Here is a 23,078-nt window from a genome sequence, read left to right as displayed (position 1 = left end):
GCGTCAGCCGTGACCGAAGAACGCGACAAGAAGGCACGCCGCTCGCTGGTGTCCCTGTTCGCCGAGCTGCCCACGCTCGTCATCCAGCTGCTGAAAGACGAGATCGAGAACCTCAAGCGCGAGCTCACGGCCCGCCTCGCCAAGCTCGGCATCGGCATCGGGCTCTTCGTGGCCGCGGCGCTCTTCGCCTTCTTCGCGTTCGCGACGCTGGTCGCCGCCGCGGTGCTCGGCATCGCGACCGCGCTGCCGGCCTGGCTGGCGGCCCTGATCGTGGCGGCCGCGCTGCTCGTCATCGCGGGCATCCTGGTCGCCGTCGGGATGTCGTCGCTGAAGAAGGGCCTGCCCCCGGTGCCGGAGGAAGCGATCACCAGCATCAAGAAAGACCTCAACACCGTCAAGGGATTGGGCCAGTCATGACCGACACGCGCACCCCGGCCGTGAAGGCCCAGCCCGCCCCCGCCCCCGAGCGGTCGAAGGCCGAGCTGCACGCCGACATCGAGAAGACCCGGGCCGAACTGCGGTCGACCCTCGACGCGATCGAGTTCAAGCTCAACGTGCCCAAGCAGACCCGTCACGCGGTGCACCGGTTGAAGAGCAGCGTGAACCGTTTCCGCGAGGCGAACCCGACCGCCTTCGCCGCGGCCGCCGCCGGAGCCGTGGTCACCCTGGGTGCTGTCGCCGTTCTCGGCTTCCGCTTCGCTTCGAAGAAGTAGCATCGAGAGTGCTCCACCGCCGCGTCCCGCGGCCACCGGCATCACAGAACACGAAGAAGGAACATGACTGACCCGACAGTCGGCGTCGACCCCGAGCCCACTTCCCCTCGCGACGTCGAGGACTCCGAGGCGGTCCCCGTCGTCGGCTACACGCTCTGGGCCGTCTTCCGGCGCAACCCCGAGCATCCGCTGCTCGTCGACGGCACCGACGTGCCCGACTTCCTGGCCGAGGTCGACGAGGCCATCGTCTCGATCGAGGACGAGGACGTGATGGTGCGCGGCATCTACGACGTCTCCGGCCTCCGTGCCGACGCCGACATCATGGTCTGGCTCCATGGCAGTGTTCCGGAGACCCTGCAGTGGGCGCTCCGGCAGCTGCGTCGCACCCGGGTGTTCGCGCCGCTCCTGCCGACCTGGAACGCAATGGGCGTGCACCGCGACGCCGAGTTCTCCTCCAACCACCTCCCCGCCTTCATGCGCGGCAAGGAGCCCGCCGCCTGGGTGACCGTCTACCCCTTCGTGCGCAGCTACGAGTGGTACCTGCTGCCCGAGGAGGAGCGGCGCGCGATGCTCGCCGACCACGGCCGCAAGGGCTCGGAGTACCGCTCGGTGCTCGCGAACACCGTGGCCTCCTTCGCCCTCGGCGACTACGAGTGGATCCTCGCGCTCGAGGACGACGAGCTGCTCAACCTCGTCGACCTGATGCGTCACCTGCGACAGACGGATGCGCGGCTGCACGTCCGTGAGGAGGTCCCGTTCTACACCGGCCGGCGGCTCGAGGTCGCCGAGATCATCGAGGTGCTGCAGTGACCGTCGTGCTGAGTGCGAGCCCCGCCGCCTCCTCCGGGCCGGAGCACGTCACCGAACCGGTCGCCTACGACGCCATCCTGCTCGCCTCCTTCGGCGGACCGGAGGGTCAGGAGGACGTTATCCCGTTCCTCCGCAACGTCACGCGTGGCCGCGGCATCCCCGACGAACGGCTCGAAGAGGTCGCGCACCACTACCGCGCCTTCGGCGGCGTCAGCCCGATCAACGCCCAGAACCGGATGCTCAAGGCCGCTCTGGAGGCCGAGCTCGCCCACCGCGGCATCGATCTCCCGGTGCTCTGGGGCAACCGCAACTGGGACCCGTACCTCCGTGAAGCGCTGACCGAGGCCCACGACCGCGGTCTGAAGCAGCTGATCGCCGTCGCGACCAGCGCCTACAGCTCGTACTCGAGCTGCCGCCAGTACCGCGAGGACTTCGCGATCGCGCTCGAGGAGACCGGCCTCGCCGGCGAGATCACGATCGACAAGGTGCGTCAGTTCTTCGACCACCCCGGGTTCGTGCAGCCGTTCATCGACGGTCTCCGCACCGCGCTCGCCGACATCCGCGAACGGTTCGAGGGCATCGACCTCGCCCGTGAGGTCGAGGTGCTGTTCACGACCCACTCCATCCCGAGCGCCGACGCCGAGCGCTCCGGCCCCTCGTTCCGCGGTTTCGGGCCGGAGGGCGCCTACGCCGCCCAGCACCGCGCGGTCGCCGAGGTCGTCATGCTCGCCGCCACCTCGGGGGTCGGCGACACCGACGTGCCGTGGCAGCTGGTCTTCCAGTCGCGCTCGGGCCCGCCGAGCCAGCCCTGGCTCGAGCCCGACATCAACGACGCGATCGCCGAGCTGCCCGCCAAGGGCGTCCGCGCGGTCGTGATCGTGCCGCTCGGTTTCGTGAGCGACCACATGGAGGTCATGTGGGACCTCGACAACGAGGCGCTCGAGACCTGCGCCGAGCAGGGTCTCTACGGGGTCCGCACGCCGACGCCCGGCGTCGACCCGGCCTACGTCGCCGGGCTCGTCGACCTGGTGCTCGAGCGGGTGAACGGCACCCCCACCGAGGAGCGCCCCTCCGTCACCGACCTCGGCCCCTGGTACGACGTGTGCCGGCCCGGCTGCTGCGAGAACGTGCGCCTCGGCTTCAAACCGGCCCTGGCGGGGATCGCACCGTGAGCCGGACGCTCCGTGTCGCCACCCGGGGGAGTGCACTCGCCCGGGCGCAGACGGGGCACGTCGTCGCGGCCCTGGTGGCGGCCACGGGCGTCGAGGTCGAGACGATCGTGATCGCCTCGGAGGGCGACCGCTCGAAGGAGTCGCTGTCGAGTCTCGGCGGAACCGGGGTCTTCGCCAGCGCCCTCCGCGAGGCGCTCGTCGCCGGCGAGTGCGACCTGATCGTGCACTCGCTCAAAGACCTCCCGACGGCCGACTACCCGGGCCTGGTCATCGGGGCCGTGCCGATCCGCGAGGATCCGCGGGACGCGCTCTGCGCCCGCGACGGCCTGACCCTGGACGAGCTGCCCGAGGGCGCCCGGGTCGGCACCGGTTCGCCCCGTCGCGTCGCCCAGCTGCTCAGCCTGCGGCCCGACCTCACGATCGTCGACATCCGCGGCAACGTCGACACCCGGCTCGGCCGCGTGGCCTCCGGCGACCTCGACGCCGTGGTGCTGGCGTCAGCGGGCCTCGCCAGGCTCGGTAGGCTAGACGCAGCATCCGAACTGTTCGCTCTCGAACTGTGGCCCACCGCGCCAGGACAGGGTGCGCTCGCGATCGAAACCCGTGAGGGGGACAGCATTCCCGAGTTGCTCAGCATCGAACATCCGCCGACCCGCACGGCGGTGCTGGCCGAGCGCGCCGTGCTGGCGGCGCTCGAGGCCGGTTGTGCCGCACCGATCGGCGCGGCCGCCGTCGTCGAGGACGACGAGTTGCAGCTCTCCGCGACCGTCTACCAGCCCGACGGCGAGGCCGAGCTCGGCTGCGAACGATCCGCCTCCCTCCTCGGCGACGACCTGGTCGTCGCGGGGCTCCTGGGCCAGGCCGTCGCCGCCCAGCTGCTCGAAGACGGCGCGGCCGAGATCGCTCCGGTCGGCCCCGAGAGCGGAGCTCAGGCCTCGGGCCGCGATACCGATCTGTCCGGCGGCACCGAGTGACCGCCTGGTCGCAGCGCCCGCTCGGCGGGTGGCGCATCCTCGTCCCCCGCGGAGGCCCGTGGGGTCACGGCGTCGCCGCCGACCTGCGAGCGGTCGGCGCGAAGCCGATCGTGGCGCCGATGATCAACTTCGCCCCCACGGAGGACGATGAGACGCTGCAGCGGGCGCTCCAGGCGCTGGCCGCCGGATCGTTCGACTGGCTGACCATGACCAGTGCGACCACGGTCGACGTGCTCACCGCGCACCAGGCCGTCGTGCCGCCGGAGACCCACATCGCGGCGGTCGGCGAGACCACGGCGGCGGCGCTCACCGCCGCCGGGTACAAGGTCGACCTGGTGCCGCCGGAGGACAACTCGGCGAAGGGGCTGCTGCGCGAGCTCAAGCGCTTCGAGCAGTTCGGGCCCGAGCTCCGGGTGCTGACGCTCCGCAGCGACATCGCCAAGCCGGTGCTCACCGAGGGGCTGATCGAGCGCGGTCACACCGTCGAGTCGGTCGTGGCGTACCGCACGATCGGGGTCGAGGTCGACCCGCAGATCCGGGCCGACGTGGCCGCGGGTGCGATCGACGCGATCTTCGTGACCTCGGGCTCGGTGGCCGAGCAGGTGCAGCTGCAGCTCGGCCCGATCCCGGAGTCGACCCTTGTGGCGGCCATCGGACCGCGCACCGCCGACGACGCGCGCGCCTACGGCCTGCGGGTCGACGTGATCGCGAAGGGCCGTTCGGCGGAGTCGCTGATCAACGCGGTGATCGAGGTCGCGAACGCCCGACGGGCCGACGGCGAGGCGTAGCCGCTCTCAGCGCGGCCAGACCGGCCGGAACTGCACGCTGATCCGCGGGCCGACCGCCTGCTTGGTCTTCAGCACGGCGTGCTCATGGGTGCGCTGGCAGCTGCCGCCCATCACGATCAGGTCGCCGTGGCCCACGGGGAACTTGAGCGTCGCCCCCGGTTCGCCGCCCAGACCCGGCTTCGGCCGCACCGAAAGCGTGCGCGCGGCGCCCACCGAGACGATGGCGACCATCGTGTCCTGATCGATCGTGCGGCCGACGCGGTCGCCGTGCCAGGCGACGCTGTCGTCGCCGGTGCGGTAGAAGCACAGGCCCGCGGTCTGGAACACCTGCGCGGTGGGCCGGCCGTAGTGCTCGTTCAGTGCATCCTGAGCCCGGTCGAGCAGCGGATCGGGATAGCGGTCACCGGCGCCGAAGTGCGAGACCAGGCGCGGCACGTCGACCACCCGGTCGTACATCTCGCGCCGATCGGCCTGCCAGGGCACGTCGAGCGCGAGGCGCTCGAAGAGGGCGTCGGAGTCGGTCACCCACCCGGGCCGGAGGTCGACCCAGGCGCCCTGCCCGAGCTCGGTGCGCTGCACCGTCGAGCCGAGCGCCTCGAGGCCGGGCTCGGCGTCGAGGTCGTCGAAGAGGGAGGTCTGGAAGTCGAGGTGCATGACTGACAGCCTACCGACATTCGAAGATATGTTCTAGTGAACAGAAGCAGAAGCCCGAACAGGATGCCCGCGACAGCGGGCAGGACGGCTTCCCCTTTCCGCCCCGTCGTGGCCAGGGCGACCGGGGGTCGTTGCTGCAGGGCGACCAGGAGCTCCAGGTCTGCGGCCTCGTGCTGGAGGGTGTTCGCCGCGTCGCTCGGCAGTGTCAGCCGGAGCTCGAGGTGGATGGACTCGCCCGGATCGGACTGCACCGGCGGCAGGAGAAGGGCGTCCGGCGAGCCCGGCGGTTTCACGACGTCGACCGCGGCGGGCGCGGTGACGGCGGGGCCTCCGGTGGTGTGCGCCGAGACCGACAGCGAGGTCCACAGTGCGGTCGATATCGTCGGGGACAGGGTCAGGCGGAGTTCGGCGGCGCTGGTGACCCGGGTGCGGATCCGGAGCTGTCGCGCCAGCGAGGAGCCGGGTGCGAAGCGGTAGTCGGAGGGGATCAGGTCGGTGAGCGGTGCGGCCGACCAGATCGTGCCGTCGGTGCTCACCTCGACGGAGGTCTCAGCGGCCCCGGCCGGAGGGATGTCGGCCGCCGCCGTCGCTGCGGACCAGGAGAGGGTGACGATCAGCATCGCCGCCGCTCTCCGGAGCGGGTGCGACCTCCGCATCATCGCGCACCGCATCCGGAACCCCCTTCCGTCGCGCGATCAGCGATCGCACCGTCTTGAACCACATCAGTGACGTGTACCCGAGCAGCAGGCCGGCGACGGCCGCCGTCACCGGTCCTCGCCAGGCACCGGTCGCCCAGAGATTGAGATAGCCCGCGAGCGGCACGTGGTACCAGAGCGCTCCGCGGAGCTGCACGGCGCGCACGGGATCGGGATCGGGTGCCGGGTTCGCGTCGCCCTGCAGCGTGAAGACGCGGTCACCGCCCCCGGCGACGGCGACCGAGACGACCCGGTGCGTGACGACCGCGGGCTCGCCGGATTCGAGCTGATACGTGACCACCTGCCCGACGGCCACCGACGCGGGATCGACCGGCCGCACCACGACGAGCTCACCCGGCGGCAGCTCCGGCTGCATCGATCCGGTCAGGATCGTGTAGGCGGTGCCGCCGGCCAGGCGCGGGAGGACGACCATCGTCACGAGCAGCGCCGCCGCGATCAACAGCAGGGCCCACGTAGCGACCCGCCCGGCCGCCCGCCGCGCGCTCACGGGTTCGGGTTCTGCACCAGGGTCAGCTCGAAGTCGTTCAGGTTCACCGCGGCGTCCATCGCGTCGCTGAAGGACGTGTCGCCGTCGAAGCTGAAGTCGAGCTGGATCGGGTACGCCTCGGGCCCGTCGATCGCCCCCAAGTCGTAACTGAGATCGGAGGTGGTGACCGAGTCGACCGTCATCGTGATGTCGAGGTAGGGCAGCAGGTCGCCGCCGAGGTCGGCCGTGTCGGCGAGCAGGGTGGCCTCGAGGTTCTTGCCGGTGCCGTCGACGACCGCGTTCGCGGTGTACCGGATGACGTCGCCCGGCACGATCTGGTCGGTCGCCGGATCGAAGGGAACCGGGATGCCCGTCGTCACGTCCGTCCACGCGGCCTCCTGCACGGAAAGGGAGAGGAAGCCCGAGCGGATCGTGCCGCTCGCGACCTGTGCCTGGTCGGACCACAGTGCGTACGACCCGAGGCCGCCTGTGAGGAGGACGACGGCGGCTCCCGCTGCGATCGCTCCCTTTGCTATCGTGTTCATTCTGGTGCCCCAATCCATCGGAGGAACCGGACGATCAGGCGAACGCCCGTGCCGTGAACGGTAGCTGAGTAATGCTCAGGATGATATCCCCCGTTCGGGGAGCATCGAGGTCTTCGGGTGCACCCGTCCAGCCCCCGCCCACCGTGGCGGATCTAAACTGGAGGTCATGACCTCCGGCTTCCCCGACATCCGTCCGCGCCGTCTCCGAAGCACCCCCGCGATGCGGCGGCTCGTCGCCGAGACCCGGATCGACCCGGCGCAGCTGGTGCTCCCGCTCTTCGTGCGCGACGACATCGTCGAGCCCGCGCCGCTGCAGTCGATGCCCGGAGTGGTGCAGCACACCTTCGACAGCCTGAAGACCGCGGTCGTCGAGGCGGCAGAGGCCGGGATCGGCGGCGTGATGCTGTTCGGCGTGCCCGGCGAATCCGACAAGGATGCGCGCGGCACCGCGGCGACCGACCCCGACGGCGTGCTCAACGCGGCCACGCGGGTCGTGGCCCAGGAGGTCGGCGACGCGCTGGTCGTGCAGACCGACCTCTGCCTCGACGAGTTCACCGACCACGGTCACTGCGGCGTGCTCGCTCCCGACGGCTCGGTCGACAACGACGCCACCCTCGTGCGCTACCGCGACATGGCGGTCGAGCAAGCCAGGGCCGGCTCGCAGCTGCTCGGCCTCTCGGGGATGATGGACGGCCAGGTCGCCGCCGTGCGGGCTGCGCTGGATGCGGACGGCTTCCAGGACGTGGCGATCCTCGCCTACGCGGCGAAGTACGCCTCCGCCTTCTACGGCCCGTTCCGCGAGGCCGTCGGTTCGACCCTCCGCGGCGACCGCAAGACCTATCAGCTCGACCCCGCCAACCGGCGCGAGGGGCTCCGCGAGGCCGTGATCGACGTCGAGGAGGGGGCCGACATCGTGATGGTCAAGCCCGCGATGAGCTACCTCGACCTCGTCGCCGACGTCTCGGCGGCGGTGCCCGTGCCGGTCTGGGCCTATCAGGTCTCCGGCGAGTACGCGATGATCGAGGCCGCGGCGGCGAACGGCTGGATCGACCGCGACCGCGCCATCCTGGAGTCGCTCACCAGCATCCGCCGGGCCGGCGCCGAAGCCGTGCTCACCTACTGGGCGGTCGAGGTCGCCACGACTCTGAAGGGGCTGTGATGAGCCTGATCGACGCGCACGAGAGCACCACGACCAACGCCGCCGAGTTCGAGCGGGCGCAGCGGTCCATCCCGGGCGGGGTCAACTCGCCGGTGAGGGCTTTCCGCTCGGTCGGGGGCACCCCCCGCTTCCTGGTCTCGGCCCGCGGGCCGTACGTCACCGACTCCGAGGGCGTCGAGTACGTCGACCTGGTGTCGTCGTGGGGTCCGGCGATCCTCGGCCACGCGCATCCCGAGGTCGTCGCCGCCGTGCAGGAGGCCGCCGCGCGCGGACTGTCGTTCGGCGCCACCACCCCGGCCGAGACCGACCTGGCCGAGCTCGTGCGCGAGCGCGTGACCGCCGGCGGCGCCCACCCGATCGAGAAGCTGCGGCTGGTCTCGACCGGAACCGAGGCGACCATGACCGCGATCCGGCTGGCGCGCGGGTTCACCGGGCGCGACGTGCTGATCAAGTTCGCCGGGCACTACCACGGCCACTCGGACTCGCTGCTGGCCGAGGCCGGCTCCGGCCTCGCCACGCTGGCGCTGCCCGCCTCCGCCGGGGTGCCCGCGGCCACCGCCGCGCTCACGATCGTGCTGCCCTACAACGACCTCGGCGCGGTGCGCGAGGCCTTCGCCTCGTTCGGCGGCGACATCGCCGCGATCATCGTCGAGGCCGCCCCGGCCAACATGGGCGTCGTGCCGCCCGTGGCCGGCTTCAACGCCGCCCTCGCCGACATCGCCCACGCCCACGGCGCATTGCTCATCGTCGACGAGGTGCTCACCGGTTTCCGGGTCGGCGCGGCCGGCTGGTGGGGCCTGGAGAACTCCGGGCAGCTGGTCGCCGAGCTGCACCAGGATGCTCCCGACGGCGCCCCGGTGCCCGCCTACCTCCCCGACCTGGTCACCTACGGGAAGGTCGTGGGCGGCGGGATGCCGCTCGCCGCGCTCGGCGGCCGGGCCGACGTGATGGACCACCTCGCGCCGCTCGGCCCGGTGTACCAGGCCGGCACGCTCAGCGGCAACCCGGTCGCCGTCGCTGCTGGGCTCACGACGCTGCGGCTCGCCGACGCCGCGGTCTACGAGGCGCTGGATCGCACGGCGCTCGCCGTGTCGACAGCGGTCTCGTCGGCCCTCGAGGCCGAGGGCGTCGCCCACAGCGTGCAGCGCGCGGGCAACCTGTTCAGCTTCACCTTCGGATCGGCGACGCCTCCGCGCGACTACGCCGACGTGCAGGCGCAGGAGGGCTACCGCTACGGGCCGTTCTTCCACGCGATGCTCGACGCCGGCGTCTCGCTCCCGCCCTCGGTCTACGAGGCCTGGTTCGTCTCGGCGGCCCACGACGACGCGTCCCTCGCTCGCATCCTCGACGCCCTCCCCGGCGCGGCCCGCGCGGCGGCGCAGGCGAGCCCGCCGCGAGCCTGATCGCGTGCGCCTTTCCCGGCCCTCTCGGGCCTCCCTCGTGACCAGTCAGGTCGGCCTCGCCGGGGCGTCCTTCTCCCCCCTAGGGGTGGGATTCCCCAATCGTTACCCGGGCGCAGGGGGAATCCTGCCGGTATTCAGGCAAGCCACGGCAGGATAGAGACATGGCCGTCCTCTTCGTCCACACCGACCGCCTCGAGGTGAGACTGACACGCGTCGAGAAGATGCTGTCGTTCCGGCGCACCGACATCGTGGTGCCCCTCGAGAGCATCCGTTCGGCCGCGCTGACGGACGACCCGTGGGTGTGGGTACGCGGCATCCGGGCGCCCGGCACCGCGGTTCCGCTGACGCTGGCCGTGGGTACCTGGAAGTTCCACGACGGCAAAGACTTCCTGCTGGTCAAGGGCACGCGCACCTCGGTCGTGATCGACCTCGAGGGTCAGGAGTTCTCGCGCCTCATGGTCACGACGGCGCACTCGATCGAGCTGCTCCGTGCGCTCCGGGTGCCGCCGGTCGAGGGCACCGAGGTCATCAACAACTGAGCCTGCGGGCTGGCCCCAGAGCATTGTGTGAGCTATCCTCACACAATGCTCTGGTCTTCACATCTTCGTCGATCCTTCCCGCAGGGCACGTTGCTGCTCTCCGTCATGCTCGCCGGATGCCTGGTCGTGGCCGTGCCCGCCGGCACCGGTGCGGGTTCGAGCGCCGCCACGGCGGCGGAACCGTCGTCGTCCCGGCTGGTCGAGGTGGCCTCCGTCGCGCCGGGGGCGTCCCAGCTCGTCGGAGGTCCCGTGATCGATTCCGTCGCGGGCCGCGCGTACGTGATCGACCGAGGCCATAACAGCGTCGAGATCTACGACGTCACCGGCGACGGCTTCGAGTCGTCCGGCAGCATCACGACCGGGTTCGACACACCCGTCGCGCTGGCGCTCGACGAGGCGGTGCACCGGCTCTACGTCGCGGACGACACGACGGATCAGCTGCACGTCGTCGACATCGGCGCCGGATCAAGCACCGCGGGCACGGTGCTCTCCTCGATCCCCACCGGGGGTCGCGGGCCGATCGCGGTGGTCGCCCAGGACGCGAACACCGTCCTGGTCGCCAACGACGTGAGCGAGGACATTTCGGTGATCGACATCCCCTCGGGATCCCACGCCTCGGCACCCATCCCGGGCGGCCCCGCCGACATCGCGGTCGATCCGGCATCGGGCCGGGTCGTCGTGGCCGGGACGACCCGCTCCCAGCTCACCACGATCAGCGGAACCGCCGTCTCCGGCGTCACGACCGCCTCGGTGACGACCGATCGCGCACCGCGCGAGCTCGCCTGGAACGACGGAACACTCCTGGCCGTGACCGAATCCTCGTCCGGCGCGCCAGTCTTCCGGCTCGAGTCGGCGGATCCGGTCACCGGCGCGCTCACGGACTCCTCGCCGGACCTCCCCGGCCAGCCCAACGACTTAGCGGTGGACGCGACCTCAGGCACGGCATTCCTGGCGTACGCCGCGTTCGGTCGTGCCGGGATCCAGTCGCTGGATGCGCGTACCCACGCACCCCGGGCGACGGCCGCCACCGGCCGCCTCTACGGACAGATCGCGGTCGATCCGGCTCGGCACCGAGTCTTCGCCACCGAGACCTTCACCGTCGGCGGTGCTCGGGTGACGATGTTCGAGTCCCCGGCGGTGACGCGAGTGGGCGGTGTCGACCGATACGCGGTGTCGGCGGCGATCTCCGCGCGCAGCCACGACCCGGGAGTCGGGATCGCCTACATCGCCTCGGGCGAGCAGTTCGCCGACGCCCTCACCGGGTCGGCGCCGGCCGGGGTACAGGGCGCGCCCGTGCTCCTCGTGACCCGGAGCGCCATCCCGGATCCGGTCGCGGCCGAGCTGACCCGCCTGGTGCCGAGGACGATCGTCGTGCTCGGCGGTGCGTCGTCGATCGACGAGAGCGTCGTGCAGAAGCTCGGCGACTACTCGCACAACGTCACGCGGATCGCCGGAGCCGACCGGTACTCGGGCTCGGTCGCGGTCTCCCGCGCAATGTACGGCGACACCCTCCCGGTCGTGTTCCTGGCCTCCGGGGAGTCGTTCCCGGATGCCCTGGCGGGAGCGGCGGCGGGCGGGCACCTCGGTGGTCCGGTGCTGCTGACCCGGGCCGGGTCGATCACCGACGAGGTCCTCACCGAGCTCCGCCGACTCGCGCCCGCCCGCATCGTCGTCCTCGGCGGCCCGCAGACCGTGTCCCAGCCCGTGCTGGATGCGGTGGCCGGGATCGCGCCGGTCGGCCGGCAGGCCGGGAACGACCGCTATGAGACCTCGGTCGTCGTCTCGGCGGCCACCTACCCGGTGCCTCCCCGCACGGTCTATCTCGCCTCCGGTGCGGTCTTCCCGGATGCGCTCTCGGCCTCGGCGGCCGCGGGCCTGGCGGGCGCCCCCGTGCTGCTGCTGTCGCCAGCCGGCGTCCCCGACCAGGTGGCGGTGGAACTGCGCCGCATCCGCCCGCTGCGGATCGTCGTACTCGGTGGCCCGGCGACCGTCAGTGACGCGACCGTCTCGGCGCTGGACCAGTTCCTCGCCGAGTGACGCCAGGCACCGCCGGGTGACGCCTGGTGGCGCCCGGGGCGGGTCAGCGGGCGAGGTCGACCACGGTACGGCCGCGCACCTGACCGTCGAGGATGCGCGGGGCCACGTCGAGCGAGTCCTCGAGCGAGACCGTCGTCGTCAGCGAGTCGAGGAGCTCGACGTCGATCTCGCGGGCGAGATCCGTCCACGCCCGCTCCCGCAGCGCGAGCGGAGCCTCGACCGAGTTCGCGCCGGTGAGCGTCACCGACCGCAGGATGAACGGCAGCACCGAACCGGGCAGGTCCGGCCCCTGCGCCAGCCCGCAGGCCACCACGGTTCCGCCGTAGTTCGTCTGCGCGAGCACGTTCGCGAGCGTGCGGCTGCCGACCGAGTCGATCGCCCCGGCCCAGGCCTGGCTCTGCAGCGGGCGACCCTCCTCGCCGAGCGCGGCGCGATCGACCACCCGCGCCGCGCCCAGCCCCTCGAGGTAGCCGCCGAGCTCGTCGGCCCGGCCTGTCGAGGCCACGACGCGGTAGCCGCGACCGGCCAGCAGTGAGATCGCGATCGAGCCGACGCCGCCGGCCGCGCCCGTGACCAGGATCTCGCCGTCCTCCGGCCGCACCCCCGCATCCTCGAGCGCCAGCACGGCGAGCATCGACGTGAACCCGGCGGTTCCGATGGCTGCCGCTCGGGCGGGCGCCGACGCGAACTCCGCCGGGAGCTGCACCAGCGCATCCGGCCGCACCCGGGCCCGATCGGCCAGACCGCCGTGCCGATCCTCGCCGATGCCGTCGCCGTTCAGCACGACGAGGTCTCCCTCGGCGAACCGCGGCGAGCGGGAGGCCGTGACCCGGCCGACGATGTCGATCCCCGGGATCAGCGGCCACGCGCGCACGACGCCCGGGCGGCCGGTGAGGGCCATGCCGTCCTTGTAGTTGACGCTCGAGAACAGCACGTCGAGGTCGACGGCCTCATCACCCCCGGTGCCCTCGAAGAACTCGTCGTCGTCGATCTCGAGCAGCCGGCCCCCGGCGCCCTTCTCCGTCACCACGATCGCTCTGGTCATGCGTCCTCCTCGACTTCTCCCACGTGCGCGCCTCGACGCGCATCCGAACCGGCGCCCTACGACACGTCCCGGCGCCAGCTCGTCGCGTACCCGATCACGGTCGCGACGACCGCGATCGCCGCGAGCACGAGCCCGCCCTGCCACCACTCGAGTTCGACCCCGGTGGATGCGCCCGCGATCGTGAACACACTCCCGCCCACCAGCGCATCGCTGGCCGCCCCGGGCAGGAACTGCCCGATCTGCGCCGACCAGTCGGTGAGGCTCGCCCCGAACCGCAGCAGCGGCTCGAGGAACTGGGTGAAGGCCAGCACGATCACGATCGCCGCGACCTGGCTCGGCACGAGGGTGCCGAGGCCCACCCCGATCGCCGACCACAGCGCCATCGCGAGGATCGAGCGGCCGACGAAGGCCCAGATGTCGCCGGTGCCGAGCTGCGTGTCGATGCCGAACCCGGCGAGCACACCGCCACCGGCCCCGATCGAGGCGATGAGCGCGAGCGCGCCGAACACGGCTCCCGCGAGCAGCAGCGTGATCGCCTTGCTCGCGAGCACGACCCCGCGTCGCGGCTGCGCCAGGAAGGTCGGCGTGAGCGACTGGAAGCGGAACTCGCTGGTCACCGCCAGGGCCCCGAGCAGCACCGGGAAGACGTAGCCGACCGAGGTCGCGAAGCTGTAGACCAGCCGGGGCAACTGGTCGTCGGGGAGCACAGGTCCGCCGGCGCGCGTGCCCACACCGGCGAGGATCGCCCCGAGGCCGCCGGCGCAGAACGCGACGTAGACGACCATGATGATCGCGAGCACCCACCACAGGCGGGTGCTGGTGAGCTTGGTGACCTCCGAGCGCACGGCAGCGACGAGCTTCACAGCGATCCCTCCTCACCGACGAGCGTGAGAAACGACTCCTCGAGCCCGGTGCGCTTCTGCGACAGCGCGGTCAACGGGATGCCGGCCTCGAACGCGAGCCGGCCGATCACCGCCGCCTCCGCGTTCTCGACCAGCACGCCCGAGCGCAGGTTCGAGACCTCGAACCCGGCACCGCGGATGACCTCGGCCAACCGGTCCTTGTCGTCGGCGTTCACCTGCACCTGCTTCGAGTCCGACACGTCCAGACTCGACAGCTCCCCGCGGTGGACCAGCTTGCCGTGCGAGATGATGACCACCTCGTCGACCGTCTGCTGCACCTCGCTCAGCAGGTGCGAGCTGATCAGCACCGTGCGCCCCTCGGCGGCCATCGACCGCAGGAGGAGCCTGATCCACTTGATGCCCTCCGGATCCAGGCCGTTGATCGGCTCGTCCAGCACCAGCACGCCCGGGTCGCCGAGCAGCGCGAAGGCGAGACCGAGGCGCTGCCTCATGCCGAGCGAGTAGCCGCCGACGCGGCGGTTCGCGTAGCCGGAGAGGCCCACCTTCTCGAGCGCCGCATCCGGAGCCGTCTTGGGCAGCCCGGCGGCCTGGGCGTAGACGGCGAGGTGGTTGCGGGCGGATCGGCCGGGATGGAAGCTGGCCGCCTCGAGCGAGGCGCCGACGGTGGCCAGCGGCGAGCTGAGGCGCGCGTACGGCGTGCCGCCGAAGGTCGCGGTGCCGGAGGTCGGTTGCACGAGGCCGAGCAGCATGCGCAGCGTGGTCGTCTTGCCGGCGCCGTTGGGGCCGAGGAACCCGGTGACCTGCCCGGGCTCGACCGTGAGGCTCAGATCGGACACGGCCGCGACGTGCCCGAACGACTTCGTGAGCTGTGCGAACTCGATGGGTACGCCTGAGGGCATCGATTCAGTCCTGTCGGTGTCCGGAGGGAGAACAGGCGGTGGTCACCGCGGTTCCAGACTAGGGTGGCGGCCGGGCGTTGTCACAGCATTCGGATGATCCTGCGAGAATCGCCGAGACAACCGCGACAAGCGCGACAACCGAGACAACCGCGACCGACGGACCGCCCGTCGACGGAAGAGGATGCGATGGCCGAGCCCGACGCCGCTGAGGCGGCGCGCCTCGGCGAGCTGGAGGACGCCGGACTCGTCGACCACATCCGGCGCCGCAGCCTCCGCGGTTCCGTGGGGCTGGTCGTCGACAGCGCGTTCTTCTTCTTCGGAACGGTCGCGACCGGCTGGCTCGCCTACCTCGTGGTCACGGAGTCGTTCGCGCGCGGCTGGCAGCAGCTGTGGTTCCTGCTCGTGTTCTGGCTCGTGGTGGCCTACCTGTTGCTGCCGCGGGTGCACAGCATCCTGACCCTGTTCTACGTGCCCGACTACTTCATCGGGCGCGCGAAGACGCGTGAGGGGCTGCTCGGCGACCCGATCAACATCGCGTTGCGCGGCACCGAGGAGCAGATCCACCAGGCGATGACCGAGGCGGGCTGGCACCTGGCCGACGACATGGGGCTGACCTCGGCGCTCCGGACGGTGCGCGGCACGCTGCTGCGCCGGAGCTACCCGGGCGCCCCGGTCTCGAGGCTGTACCTGTTCGGTGCGGTGCAGGATTTCACCTACCAGCAAGAGGTCGAGGGCAACCCCTCGAAGCGCCATCACGTGCGGTTCTGGCGCTGCCCCGCCGGCTGGCTGCTCCCGGGCGGCCACAAGGCCGACTGGCTCGCCGCGGGCACGTACGACCGCAGCATCGGCATCTCGTTCTTCACCCTGCAGGTCACGCACCGCATCGACAAGGAGACCGACAAGGAGCGCGACCACATCGTGCGCACGCTCGTCGAGGGCGACCCCGCGGTGCGGGTGCGGATGATCCGCAACTTCTCCACCGGCTACCACCACGTGAACGGCGGGGGCGACGCGATCGTGACCGACGGCGACCTGCCCGTGGTCGACCTGCGCCAAGTGAAGACGGATGCGGTGGTCGCCGAACCGGGGCACCCGACGCACCACAGGGGGGTCGCCCCCACTCCCGCCGCGGTCTTCACGGAGGAGCCGATCGAGGGCGCCCGCCGGCCCGCCTCGCTCTATCTCGGGGTGCTGCTGATGGCGTTGCGCGTGGTCGCGGCCCTCGGAGCGGCGGCGGTCGTCGCGTTCTCGATCGGCGACGGCGAGCTCGACTTCCGCACCGTGACCGGCGCGTTGACCCCGGCGGATGCCCGCTACCTGGGGTCGCTCGTCGCGATCGTCTTCGTCTCGGCCGCGCTGCTGATCAGCGCGCTGTACTCGGTGCTCGCGTTCCTGATCTTCCACGGCCACAACTGGGCGCGGTTCGCCGCCATGGGGCTGAGCTCGGCGGCGATCTTCGTCACGGCGATCGACTTCTTCAGCGGCGGCCCGCAGATCACGCTGCAGACCAATCTGCTGGGGCTCTCCTTCGACGTGCTCGTGCTGCTGGCGCTGTCGGGCACGGATGCGCGGCGGTTCTCGCACCGCCGGGCGCTCGAGCGGCGTCAGGCGCGCGCCGAGCGGCGGGCTGTGCGGGGGGCGCGCTGATCAGGTGAGGGTCTGCGTGCCCTCGGGGAGCATCCCGCCGGAGTAGAGCGTCAGGGCCGACTGCTGCAGTGCGGTCAGCGCGACCCGCTGCGGCCAGGGGCCGTACGAGATGCGGGCGATCCCGAGCTCCTGGTACCGCGTCGGCGACAACGAGCCGGGCACGCCGATCACGCTGACCTTGAGGTGGCCGATCCCTTCGACCAGCCGGATGGCGGTGGGTTCGTCGACGAGCCCTGGCACGAAGACGCAGGCCGCGCCCGCATCCAGATAGGCCCGTCCGCGCTCGATCGCGTCCTCGATCGCCTCGTCGAGCGGGCGGTCGCCGCGGCGCAGCAGTGCATCCGTGCGGGCGTTCAGCACGAAGCGCACGCCCTCCTCCTCGGCGGCCTTCATCACCTCGGCGACGTTCTCGACCGACTCGATGTGCGGGCGCAGCTGGTCCTCGAGGTTCGCGCCGACCACGCCGACGCCGATCGCCATGCGCACGGTCTCGGCGGGATCGCCGTAGCCGCCCTCGAGGTCGGCGCTGACCGGGAGCGAGGTCGAGAGCGCGATCCGCCCGACGGCCTCGATCATCAGCTCGACCGGGATCCGCTCGCCGTCCTCGAAGCCGTACGAGGCGGCGATGGCGTGGCTCGCGGTCGCCAGCGCCTTCGTCTCGGGGAGGTCGGCCATCACGGTGGCGCTCGCGACGTCCCAGACGTTCACGAGGGTGAGGATCTCGGGCGCCTCGTGCAGCCGGAGCAGCGCATCCGCCCGGTCGTGCACCAGCTCGTGGCTCGGGTGGGCCTGCAGCGGGTCGTAGGGGTCGCTCATGGGCTGAGCCTAGCGGGGTGGATGCGCGGGGCAGGTGATCGGGGTGGTGGTGGCGCAGGCCTCGCAGACGACGAGTTGGGCACGGCACGACGGGTCGGCGCAGTTCTGCATGCGGGAGGTGCGCCCGCCGCAGCCGATGCACTCGCCGATCACGGCGGCATCCGGCGTGAACGCGATCGACCCGCGGCGGTCGAAGACGTAGAGCGAGCCCTCCCACAGCCCGCGGTCGCCGTAGGTCTCGCCGTAGCGCACGATGCCGCCCTCGAGCTGGTAGACGCGCTCGAAACCGCGCGCGGTCATCAGCGAGGAGAGCACCTCGCAGCGGATGCCGCCGGTGCAGTAGGTGACGACGTCCTTGTTCTTCAGGTGGTCGTACTTGCCGCTGTCGAGTTCGGCGACGAAGTCGCGGGTGGTCGCGACATCCGGAACCACCGCCCCTCTGAAGCGGCCGATCTCGGCCTCGAAGGCGTTGCGGCCGTCGAAGAAGACGACCTCCTCGCCGGCGGCCTCCACCCGGTCGACCAGCTCGTGCAGCTCGGCGGGGGCGAGCCGGGTGCCGCCGCCGCGCACGCCCTCGGCGTCGACCTCGAGCTCGCCCGGGGCACCGAAGCTCACGATCTCGTCGCGCACCTTCACGCTCAGTCGCGGGAAGTCGGTGCTCGCGCGGTACGGCGTGTGCGGTGACGCCGGGGCCTCTTCGAGGCCGGTGCCCTCGCTCCACTTCACGTCGAGGGCGGCGAAGGGGGCGTACTCGCGGGTCTTCCTGACGTAGCGCTTCACCGCGTCGAGCTCGCCGCCGAGCGTGCCGTTGATGCCCTGCGGCGAGATCAGGATGCGCCCGCGGAGGCCCAGCCCCTCGCACAGATCGCGCTGCCAGAGCCGGATCGCCTCGGGGTCGGCGATCGGGGCGAAGACGTAGTAGAGGATGATCTTCGGCACGGCCACCCGGCGATTTTACCGGTGCTCGGTGTGGGGAGGCCCTGGGCGGAGCCTCGGGGCCCCGAAGCGGATGTGGGGCGCGGTTGTAGGAAACCGCAGTCGTCGTGCGCGATCGCCCTGCCGAACCCTACGATCGCGCTGTGCACTTCTTCTTCAGAACCGTTCTCGGGACCCTGCTCGCCCGCTTCCGTCGCCCGCTCGGGATGTGGGACGTGGGCGTCCGCACCTTCCGGGTGCTGCCGACCGATCTCGACGTGCTCCGGCACATGAACAACGGCGTCTACCTCTCCATCCTCGACATCGCCCGCCTCGACCTCATGGTGCGCAGCGGGGTCTGGAAGGAACTGAGCGCGCGCGGCTGGTACCCCGTCGTCGTCTCGGAGACGATCAGCTTCCGGCGGTCGCTTCAGCTGTGGCAGAGGTTCGACGTCGAGACCCGGGTGCTCGGGGTCGACGCCAAGGCGGTGTTCGTGGAGCAGCGCTTCGTGGTCGGCGGAGAGATCCTCGCGCGCGCCTATGTGCGGGCGCGGTTCCTGAGCCGCGCGGGCGGCACGGTGTCGATCGACGATCTTCTCGCGGTGCCGGGGGTGGGGGCGGTGCCGGAGGACGGCCGGATGCCCGCATGGCTCGCGGGCTGGGGGGATGACGTGGCGTTGCCGCCGAGCCGGGGGGTCGCGCCGAGCGAGTGGGCTTGAGGGTCGGTCGCCCGCGGGCCACAAGCTCATGCCGGAGGGGGCATATGGCGCATTCGCGTCGTTTCCTCCACAGCGGATCGGGTTGACGAAGTTGTCCCCAGCCTGCATGTGCTGAGGGGTCGCGGCGGGTGGACGACCTATTCTCGGAGCATGTCCGAGCTGAACGACACCCAGGCCCCTCCGTCTTCGACGCCGTCCGGGTCGGATGCGGGGTCGTCGTCGGGTGCATCGGTTGCGTCGGCCAGGCCGGCCGAGTCGTCGGCTGAGACGTCGGCTGCGCCGGTTTCGTCGGCGGGAACTTCTGCGGCGCCCGCCTCGGCTGTCGAGCTCGGGCCCCAGGCGGTCGCCCTCGCTCGGCGGTGGCTCGACGAGAGCGCCGACAACCCGGTCGACCCCTCCGCGGCCCGACTCGCGGGCGTGTTGAAGGATCCCGACGGGCTCGCCTTCACCGTCGGGTTCGTCGACGGGGTCGCGCGCCCGGAGGATCTGCGGGTAGCCGCCGAGAACCTCAAGGTGCTGGCTCGGCGCACTCCCCGGTTCCTGCCACCGCACCTCCGCCTGGCGATCCGGGCGGGCGGGGCGCTCGGTGAGGTGGTGCCCGGAGTCGTGGTGCCGATCGCGCGGAGGGTGCTCCGCTCGATGGTCGGCCACCTGATCGTCGACGCGCGGCCCGCGCGCTTCGGCCCCGCGGTGCAGAAGCTGCGGGAGCTGTCCGGCGAGGGCGACGTGCGCCTGAACATCAACCTGCTGGGCGAGGCGGTGCTCGGCGACAAGGAGGCTGCCAAGCGCTTACAGGGAACGAAGGAGCTGCTCCAGCGGCCCGACGTCGACTACGTCTCGGTCAAGGTCTCGTCGATCGCGAGCGATCTGTCGATGTGGGCGTTCGACGAGACGGTCGAACGCGTCGCGCAGAGCCTGATCCCGCTCTACCGCATCGCGGCGAAGAAGGGTCTGATCGGGCCGGCCGACGGCGCGCAGCCGGCGGCGCGCAAGTTCGTGAACCTCGACATGGAGGAGTACCGCGACCTCGATCTCACGATCGCCGTGTTCCAGCGGGTGCTCGACGAGCCCGACTTCCTCGACGTCGAGGCGGGCATCGTGCTCCAGGCCTACCTGCCCGATGCGCTCTCCGCCCTGGAGCGCCTGCACGCCTGGGCCGCCGAGCGACGCGCGCGCGGAGGTGCGCCGATCAAGGTGCGCATCGTCAAGGGCGCCAACCTGGCGATGGAGAACGTCGACGCCGAGCTGCACGACTGGCCGCTGGCGACCTACGGCAGCAAGCAGGAGACCGACACCAACTACAAGCGCGTGCTCGACTGGGCTCTGCGGCCCGAGCACATCGACGCCGTGCACATCGGGGTCGCCGGGCACAACCTGTTCGACATCGCCTGGGCCTGGATCCTGGCCGGAGCGCGCGGGGTCACCGCGGGCGTCGACTTCGAGATGCTGCTCGGCATGGCGACGGCCCAGGCCGAGGCGGTGCGCAAGACGGTCGGCCAGCTGCTCCTCTACACGCCCGTCGTCGCGCCCGCCGAGTTCGACGTGGCCATCGGGTACCTCGTGCGCCGGTTGGAGGAGAACGCGAGCGAGGCGAACTTCATGTCGTCGGTCTTCGATCTGGCGTCCGATCCGGCGGCGTTCGCCAAGGAGCGGGACCGGTTCCTGGCGTCGCTCGCCGCGTTGAAGGAGGACTCGGCTGCGTCGTCGTCGGAAGGTTCGGCTGCGGCGTCTTCTGGGTCGATGAAGCCGTCTGAGCTGACTGAGCCGAGTGAGCCGACCGAGTCGTCTGGGTCGCTTGAATCGATGGAGCCGACTGAGCCGTCCGAGTCGACTGAGCATTCGGAGTGGATCGAGTCGACCGAGCCGACAGAGCCGAGTGACCTGGCTGAGCTGGCTGAGACCCCCGAGTCGACTGAGCAGTCCGCGTCGGCTGGGCCGGGTGGCTCGGAGGCCTCGGATGCCACGCATACCTCGGATGCGACTGTCGCCACGGATGCGCTGGTCGCGACGGATGCGTCGGATGCGACGTCTGGGCTGATCGACGATGACGAACCCTCCGAGTCGGTGTCGGTGTCCGAGTCGGTGCCGGTGCCGAACCGCCGCCAGAACCGGATGCAGGGCGAGATCGAGCCGGCGTCGGCGGCGTTCCGCAACACGCCCGATACCGACCCGTCCCTCGCGGCCAACCGCGCCTGGGGCGCGCGCATCCTGGCCCGCGTCGACGACTCGACCCTCGGAACCGAGACCATCGACGCGGCGACGGTGCGCGACGCGGAGCAGCTCGAGCAGGTCATCCACGACGCCGTCACGGCCGGTGCGGCCTGGGGTGCCCGGCCCGCGACCGAGCGCGCGGGCTACGTGCGGCGCGCGGGCTACGCCTTGGAGGCCAATCGCGATCGGCTGATCGAGGTCATGGCCTCCGAGACGGGCAAGACCATCGGCCAGGCCGATCCCGAGGTCTCCGAGGCCATCGACTTCGCCCGGTACTACGCCCACACCGCGGTCGAACTCGATGCGGTCGACGGAGCGGTCTTCGAGCCCTCGACCCTCACGGTCGTGGCGCCGCCCTGGAACTTTCCGGTCGCGATCCCCGCCGGATCGATGCTCGCGGCGCTCGCCGCGGGCAGTGCCGTGATCATCAAGCCCGCGCCGCAGGCCCGGCGCTCGGCCGCGGTGCTGGTCGAGGCGCTGTGGGAGTCCGGCATCCCGACCGCCGTGCTGACCCTGGTCGACGTCGACGAGGGAGACCTCGGGCGCAGCCTGATGTCCGACCCGCGGGTCGACCGGCTCATCCTCACCGGGGCGTACGAGACCGCAGCGCTGTTCCGCTCCTGGCGTCCCGAGCTGCCGCTCCTGGCCGAGACCAGCGGCAAGAACGCCATCGTCGTCACGCCGAGCGCCGACCTCGATCTAGCCGTCTCCGACATCGTCACGAGCGCGTTCGGCCACGCCGGGCAGAAGTGCTCGGCCGCGAGCCTGGTCATCCTCGTCGGCTCCGTCGCCGGGTCGAAGCGGTTCACCCGGCAGCTCGTGGATGCGGTCACCTCCCTGCGCGTCGGCTACCCGAGCGACCCGTCGGTGCAGATGGGGCCGGTGATCGAGCCGGCCGCCGGCAAGCTCGCCGAGGCGCTCACGACGCTCGGGCCAGGGGAGCGCTGGCTCGTTCAGCCGCGCCGCCTCGACGACTCGGGGCGCCTGTGGTCGCCGGGGGTGCGCGAGGGTGTGCTGCCCGGTTCGCCGTTCCATCTCACGGAGTACTTCGGACCGGTGCTCGGCATCATGCACGCACCGACGCTCGAGGCCGCGATCGAGTTGCAGAACGCGGTGCCGTACGGGTTGACCGCGGGGATCCACTCGCTCGACGCCCCGGAGATCGAGCAGTGGCTCGCGACCGTCCAGGCTGGGAACGCCTACATCAACCGCGGCATCACCGGCGCGATCGTGCGCCGTCAGCCCTTCGGGGGCTGGAAGAAGTCGTCCGTCGGAGCCGGCGCCAAGGCGGGCGGGCCGAACTATCTGGTGCACCTCGGTTCCTGGCGCAACGAGCCGGGTGCCGAGAGCGACGGGCTCAGCCTGGCGGGGCTCGACCCCCGCGTGGTGAAGCTGCTCGAGTCGGCGACCGGCGGTCTCGACTGGGCCGACTTCGACGTCGCCCGCCGCGGTGCCAAGAGCGACCAGGCGGCGTGGGAGAGCGTCTTCGCGCCGAGCGACGTGTCGGGGCTGACCGTGGAGCGCAACGTGCTCCGCTACCTGCCGGTGCCGGTCGTCATCCGCCTGTCGGAGGGCGCGCCCCTCCACGACCTGGTGCGGGTGCTGGCCGCCGCCACCCGGGCGCGGGCCTCGGTGACCGTGAGCTCGGCGGTGAAGCTCCCGCGTCCGCTGCGGGCGCTGCTGAAGGAGCGCGGCGTGCGGGTCACGATCGAGAACGACCGGGCCTGGCTGGGCCGGGCGCCGGAGTATCTCGGCGCGGTGTCGCGCATCCGTCTGATCGGCGGCGACGCGGCGGCTCTCGCCCGCGCGCTCGACGGCTCACCCGACCTCGCGGTCTTCGCCGGAGAGGTCACCCGGGCGGGCCGCATCGAGCTGCTCCCCTTCCTCGTCGAGCAGTCCATCAGCGCCACGAACCACCGCTTCGGCACCCCCACCCCCCTCCTCGACACCCTCCTCCCCTGACCCCGCCCCACCCGTGACCTCGCAC

General features: G+C 71.5%; 21 protein-coding genes. 13 read left to right on the top strand and 8 right to left on the bottom strand.

The genetic code is table 11. The annotated features are described in order from the left end of the window. Positions 1–9: 9 nt before the first annotated feature. The 6 genes from AC59HU_RS16185 to AC59HU_RS16160 all read left to right on the top strand — a co-directional run bounded on the left by AC59HU_RS16185 (position 10) and on the right by AC59HU_RS16160 (position 4,457). Positions 10–417 carry a phage holin family protein gene (locus tag AC59HU_RS16185; protein WP_497224453.1) on the top strand — a complete coding sequence of 136 codons (408 nt, stop codon included), beginning with the start codon at positions 10–12 and terminating at the stop codon, positions 415–417. Further along, positions 414–713, top strand: a complete 300-nt coding sequence (locus tag AC59HU_RS16180) for a DUF3618 domain-containing protein (RefSeq protein ID WP_497224452.1) — start codon at positions 414–416, stop codon at positions 711–713. Before AC59HU_RS16185 ends, AC59HU_RS16180 begins: the two co-directional genes overlap by 4 nt. 63 nt (positions 714–776) lie before the next feature. Further along, positions 777–1,523 (top strand): hydrogen peroxide-dependent heme synthase, encoded by a 747-nt coding sequence (hemQ, locus tag AC59HU_RS16175; protein WP_497224451.1) that lies wholly within the window; start codon positions 777–779, stop codon positions 1,521–1,523. Next, the gene (locus AC59HU_RS16170; RefSeq protein ID WP_497224450.1) at positions 1,520–2,695 is read left to right on the top strand and encodes a ferrochelatase; all 1,176 of its coding nucleotides are present in this window, start codon (positions 1,520–1,522) and stop codon (positions 2,693–2,695) included. Before hemQ ends, AC59HU_RS16170 begins: the two co-directional genes overlap by 4 nt. After that, positions 2,692–3,669: a hydroxymethylbilane synthase gene (gene hemC / locus AC59HU_RS16165; RefSeq protein WP_497224449.1), complete on the top strand. Its 978-nt coding sequence runs from the start codon at positions 2,692–2,694 to the stop codon at positions 3,667–3,669. Before AC59HU_RS16170 ends, hemC begins: the two co-directional genes overlap by 4 nt. Next, on the top strand, positions 3,666–4,457 hold the full coding sequence (locus tag AC59HU_RS16160) for a uroporphyrinogen-III synthase (RefSeq protein WP_497224448.1): 792 nt from the start codon (positions 3,666–3,668) through the stop codon (positions 4,455–4,457). The genes hemC and AC59HU_RS16160 overlap by 4 nt, the downstream gene beginning before the upstream one ends. A 6-nt stretch (positions 4,458–4,463) precedes the next feature. Here the strand turns inward: AC59HU_RS16160 and AC59HU_RS16155 are convergent, their stop codons facing one another. The 3 genes from AC59HU_RS16155 to AC59HU_RS16145 form a co-directional block, all read right to left on the bottom strand. Then, positions 4,464–5,111 carry an alpha-ketoglutarate-dependent dioxygenase AlkB gene (locus AC59HU_RS16155; RefSeq protein WP_497224447.1) on the bottom strand — a complete coding sequence of 216 codons (648 nt, stop codon included), beginning with the start codon at positions 5,109–5,111 and terminating at the stop codon, positions 4,464–4,466. Between the two features lie 549 nt (positions 5,112–5,660). Beyond that, a complete protein-coding gene (locus AC59HU_RS16150; protein WP_497224446.1) occupies positions 5,661–6,314 on the bottom strand; it encodes a signal peptidase I in 654 nt (217 codons plus the stop codon). Continuing rightward, positions 6,311–6,838, bottom strand: coding sequence for an alternate-type signal peptide domain-containing protein (locus tag AC59HU_RS16145; protein ID WP_497224445.1), 528 nt, complete (start codon positions 6,836–6,838; stop codon positions 6,311–6,313). Before AC59HU_RS16145 ends, AC59HU_RS16150 begins: the two co-directional genes overlap by 4 nt. 166 nt (positions 6,839–7,004) lie before the next feature. Here AC59HU_RS16145 and hemB point away from each other — a divergent pair, with 166 nt between their 5' ends. The 4 genes from hemB to AC59HU_RS16125 all read left to right on the top strand — a co-directional run bounded on the left by hemB (position 7,005) and on the right by AC59HU_RS16125 (position 11,976). After that, positions 7,005–7,997: a porphobilinogen synthase gene (hemB, locus tag AC59HU_RS16140; RefSeq protein ID WP_497224444.1), complete on the top strand. Its 993-nt coding sequence runs from the start codon at positions 7,005–7,007 to the stop codon at positions 7,995–7,997. Continuing rightward, positions 7,997–9,400, top strand: a complete 1,404-nt coding sequence (hemL, locus tag AC59HU_RS16135) for a glutamate-1-semialdehyde 2,1-aminomutase (RefSeq protein ID WP_497224443.1) — start codon at positions 7,997–7,999, stop codon at positions 9,398–9,400. Before hemB ends, hemL begins: the two co-directional genes overlap by 1 nt. Positions 9,401–9,561: 161 nt before the next feature. Beyond that, positions 9,562–9,939, top strand: coding sequence for a hypothetical protein (locus AC59HU_RS16130; RefSeq protein ID WP_497224442.1), 378 nt, complete (start codon positions 9,562–9,564; stop codon positions 9,937–9,939). A gap of 45 nt (positions 9,940–9,984) precedes the next feature. After that, on the top strand, positions 9,985–11,976 hold the full coding sequence (locus AC59HU_RS16125; RefSeq protein ID WP_497224441.1) for a cell wall-binding repeat-containing protein: 1,992 nt from the start codon (positions 9,985–9,987) through the stop codon (positions 11,974–11,976). 43 nt (positions 11,977–12,019) lie between these two features. Here AC59HU_RS16125 and AC59HU_RS16120 read toward each other — a convergent pair whose 3' ends face one another. From AC59HU_RS16120 to AC59HU_RS16110, 3 genes are read right to left on the bottom strand one after another with little or no spacing between them, the layout of a single operon-like run. Beyond that, a complete protein-coding gene (locus tag AC59HU_RS16120; RefSeq protein ID WP_497224440.1) occupies positions 12,020–13,021 on the bottom strand; it encodes an MDR family oxidoreductase in 1,002 nt (333 codons plus the stop codon). Between the two features lie 56 nt (positions 13,022–13,077). Further along, the gene (locus AC59HU_RS16115) at positions 13,078–13,884 is read right to left on the bottom strand and encodes an ABC transporter permease (protein WP_497224439.1); all 807 of its coding nucleotides are present in this window, start codon (positions 13,882–13,884) and stop codon (positions 13,078–13,080) included. Further along, complete coding sequence (locus tag AC59HU_RS16110) at positions 13,881–14,783, bottom strand: ABC transporter ATP-binding protein (RefSeq protein WP_497224438.1); 903 nt, start codon at positions 14,781–14,783, stop codon at positions 13,881–13,883. The genes AC59HU_RS16115 and AC59HU_RS16110 overlap by 4 nt, the downstream gene beginning before the upstream one ends. 186 nt (positions 14,784–14,969) lie before the next feature. Here AC59HU_RS16110 and AC59HU_RS16105 point away from each other — a divergent pair, with 186 nt between their 5' ends. Continuing rightward, on the top strand, positions 14,970–16,430 hold the full coding sequence (locus AC59HU_RS16105; RefSeq protein ID WP_497224437.1) for an LssY C-terminal domain-containing protein: 1,461 nt from the start codon (positions 14,970–14,972) through the stop codon (positions 16,428–16,430). Here AC59HU_RS16105 and AC59HU_RS16100 read toward each other — a convergent pair whose 3' ends face one another. After that, entirely contained in the window at positions 16,431–17,246 is an 816-nt protein-coding gene (locus tag AC59HU_RS16100) for an isocitrate lyase/PEP mutase family protein (protein ID WP_497224436.1), read from the bottom strand. A 9-nt stretch (positions 17,247–17,255) separates the two neighbouring features. Then, a complete protein-coding gene (trhO, locus tag AC59HU_RS16095) occupies positions 17,256–18,191 on the bottom strand; it encodes an oxygen-dependent tRNA uridine(34) hydroxylase TrhO (protein WP_497224435.1) in 936 nt (311 codons plus the stop codon). Between the two features lie 134 nt (positions 18,192–18,325). Between trhO and AC59HU_RS16090 the strand changes: the two genes are divergently transcribed. Beyond that, the gene (locus AC59HU_RS16090; RefSeq protein ID WP_497224434.1) at positions 18,326–18,880 is read left to right on the top strand and encodes an acyl-CoA thioesterase; all 555 of its coding nucleotides are present in this window, start codon (positions 18,326–18,328) and stop codon (positions 18,878–18,880) included. 150 nt (positions 18,881–19,030) lie between these two features. Beyond that, positions 19,031–23,053, top strand: coding sequence for a proline dehydrogenase family protein (locus tag AC59HU_RS16085; protein ID WP_497224433.1), 4,023 nt, complete (start codon positions 19,031–19,033; stop codon positions 23,051–23,053). Positions 23,054–23,078 lie beyond the last annotated feature (25 nt).

This window comes from Herbiconiux sp. 320_LB, from assembly GCF_059691755.1.
The sequence above is the reverse complement of the archived record's forward strand: the minus strand, read 5'-3'. Positions and strand labels throughout refer to the sequence as shown.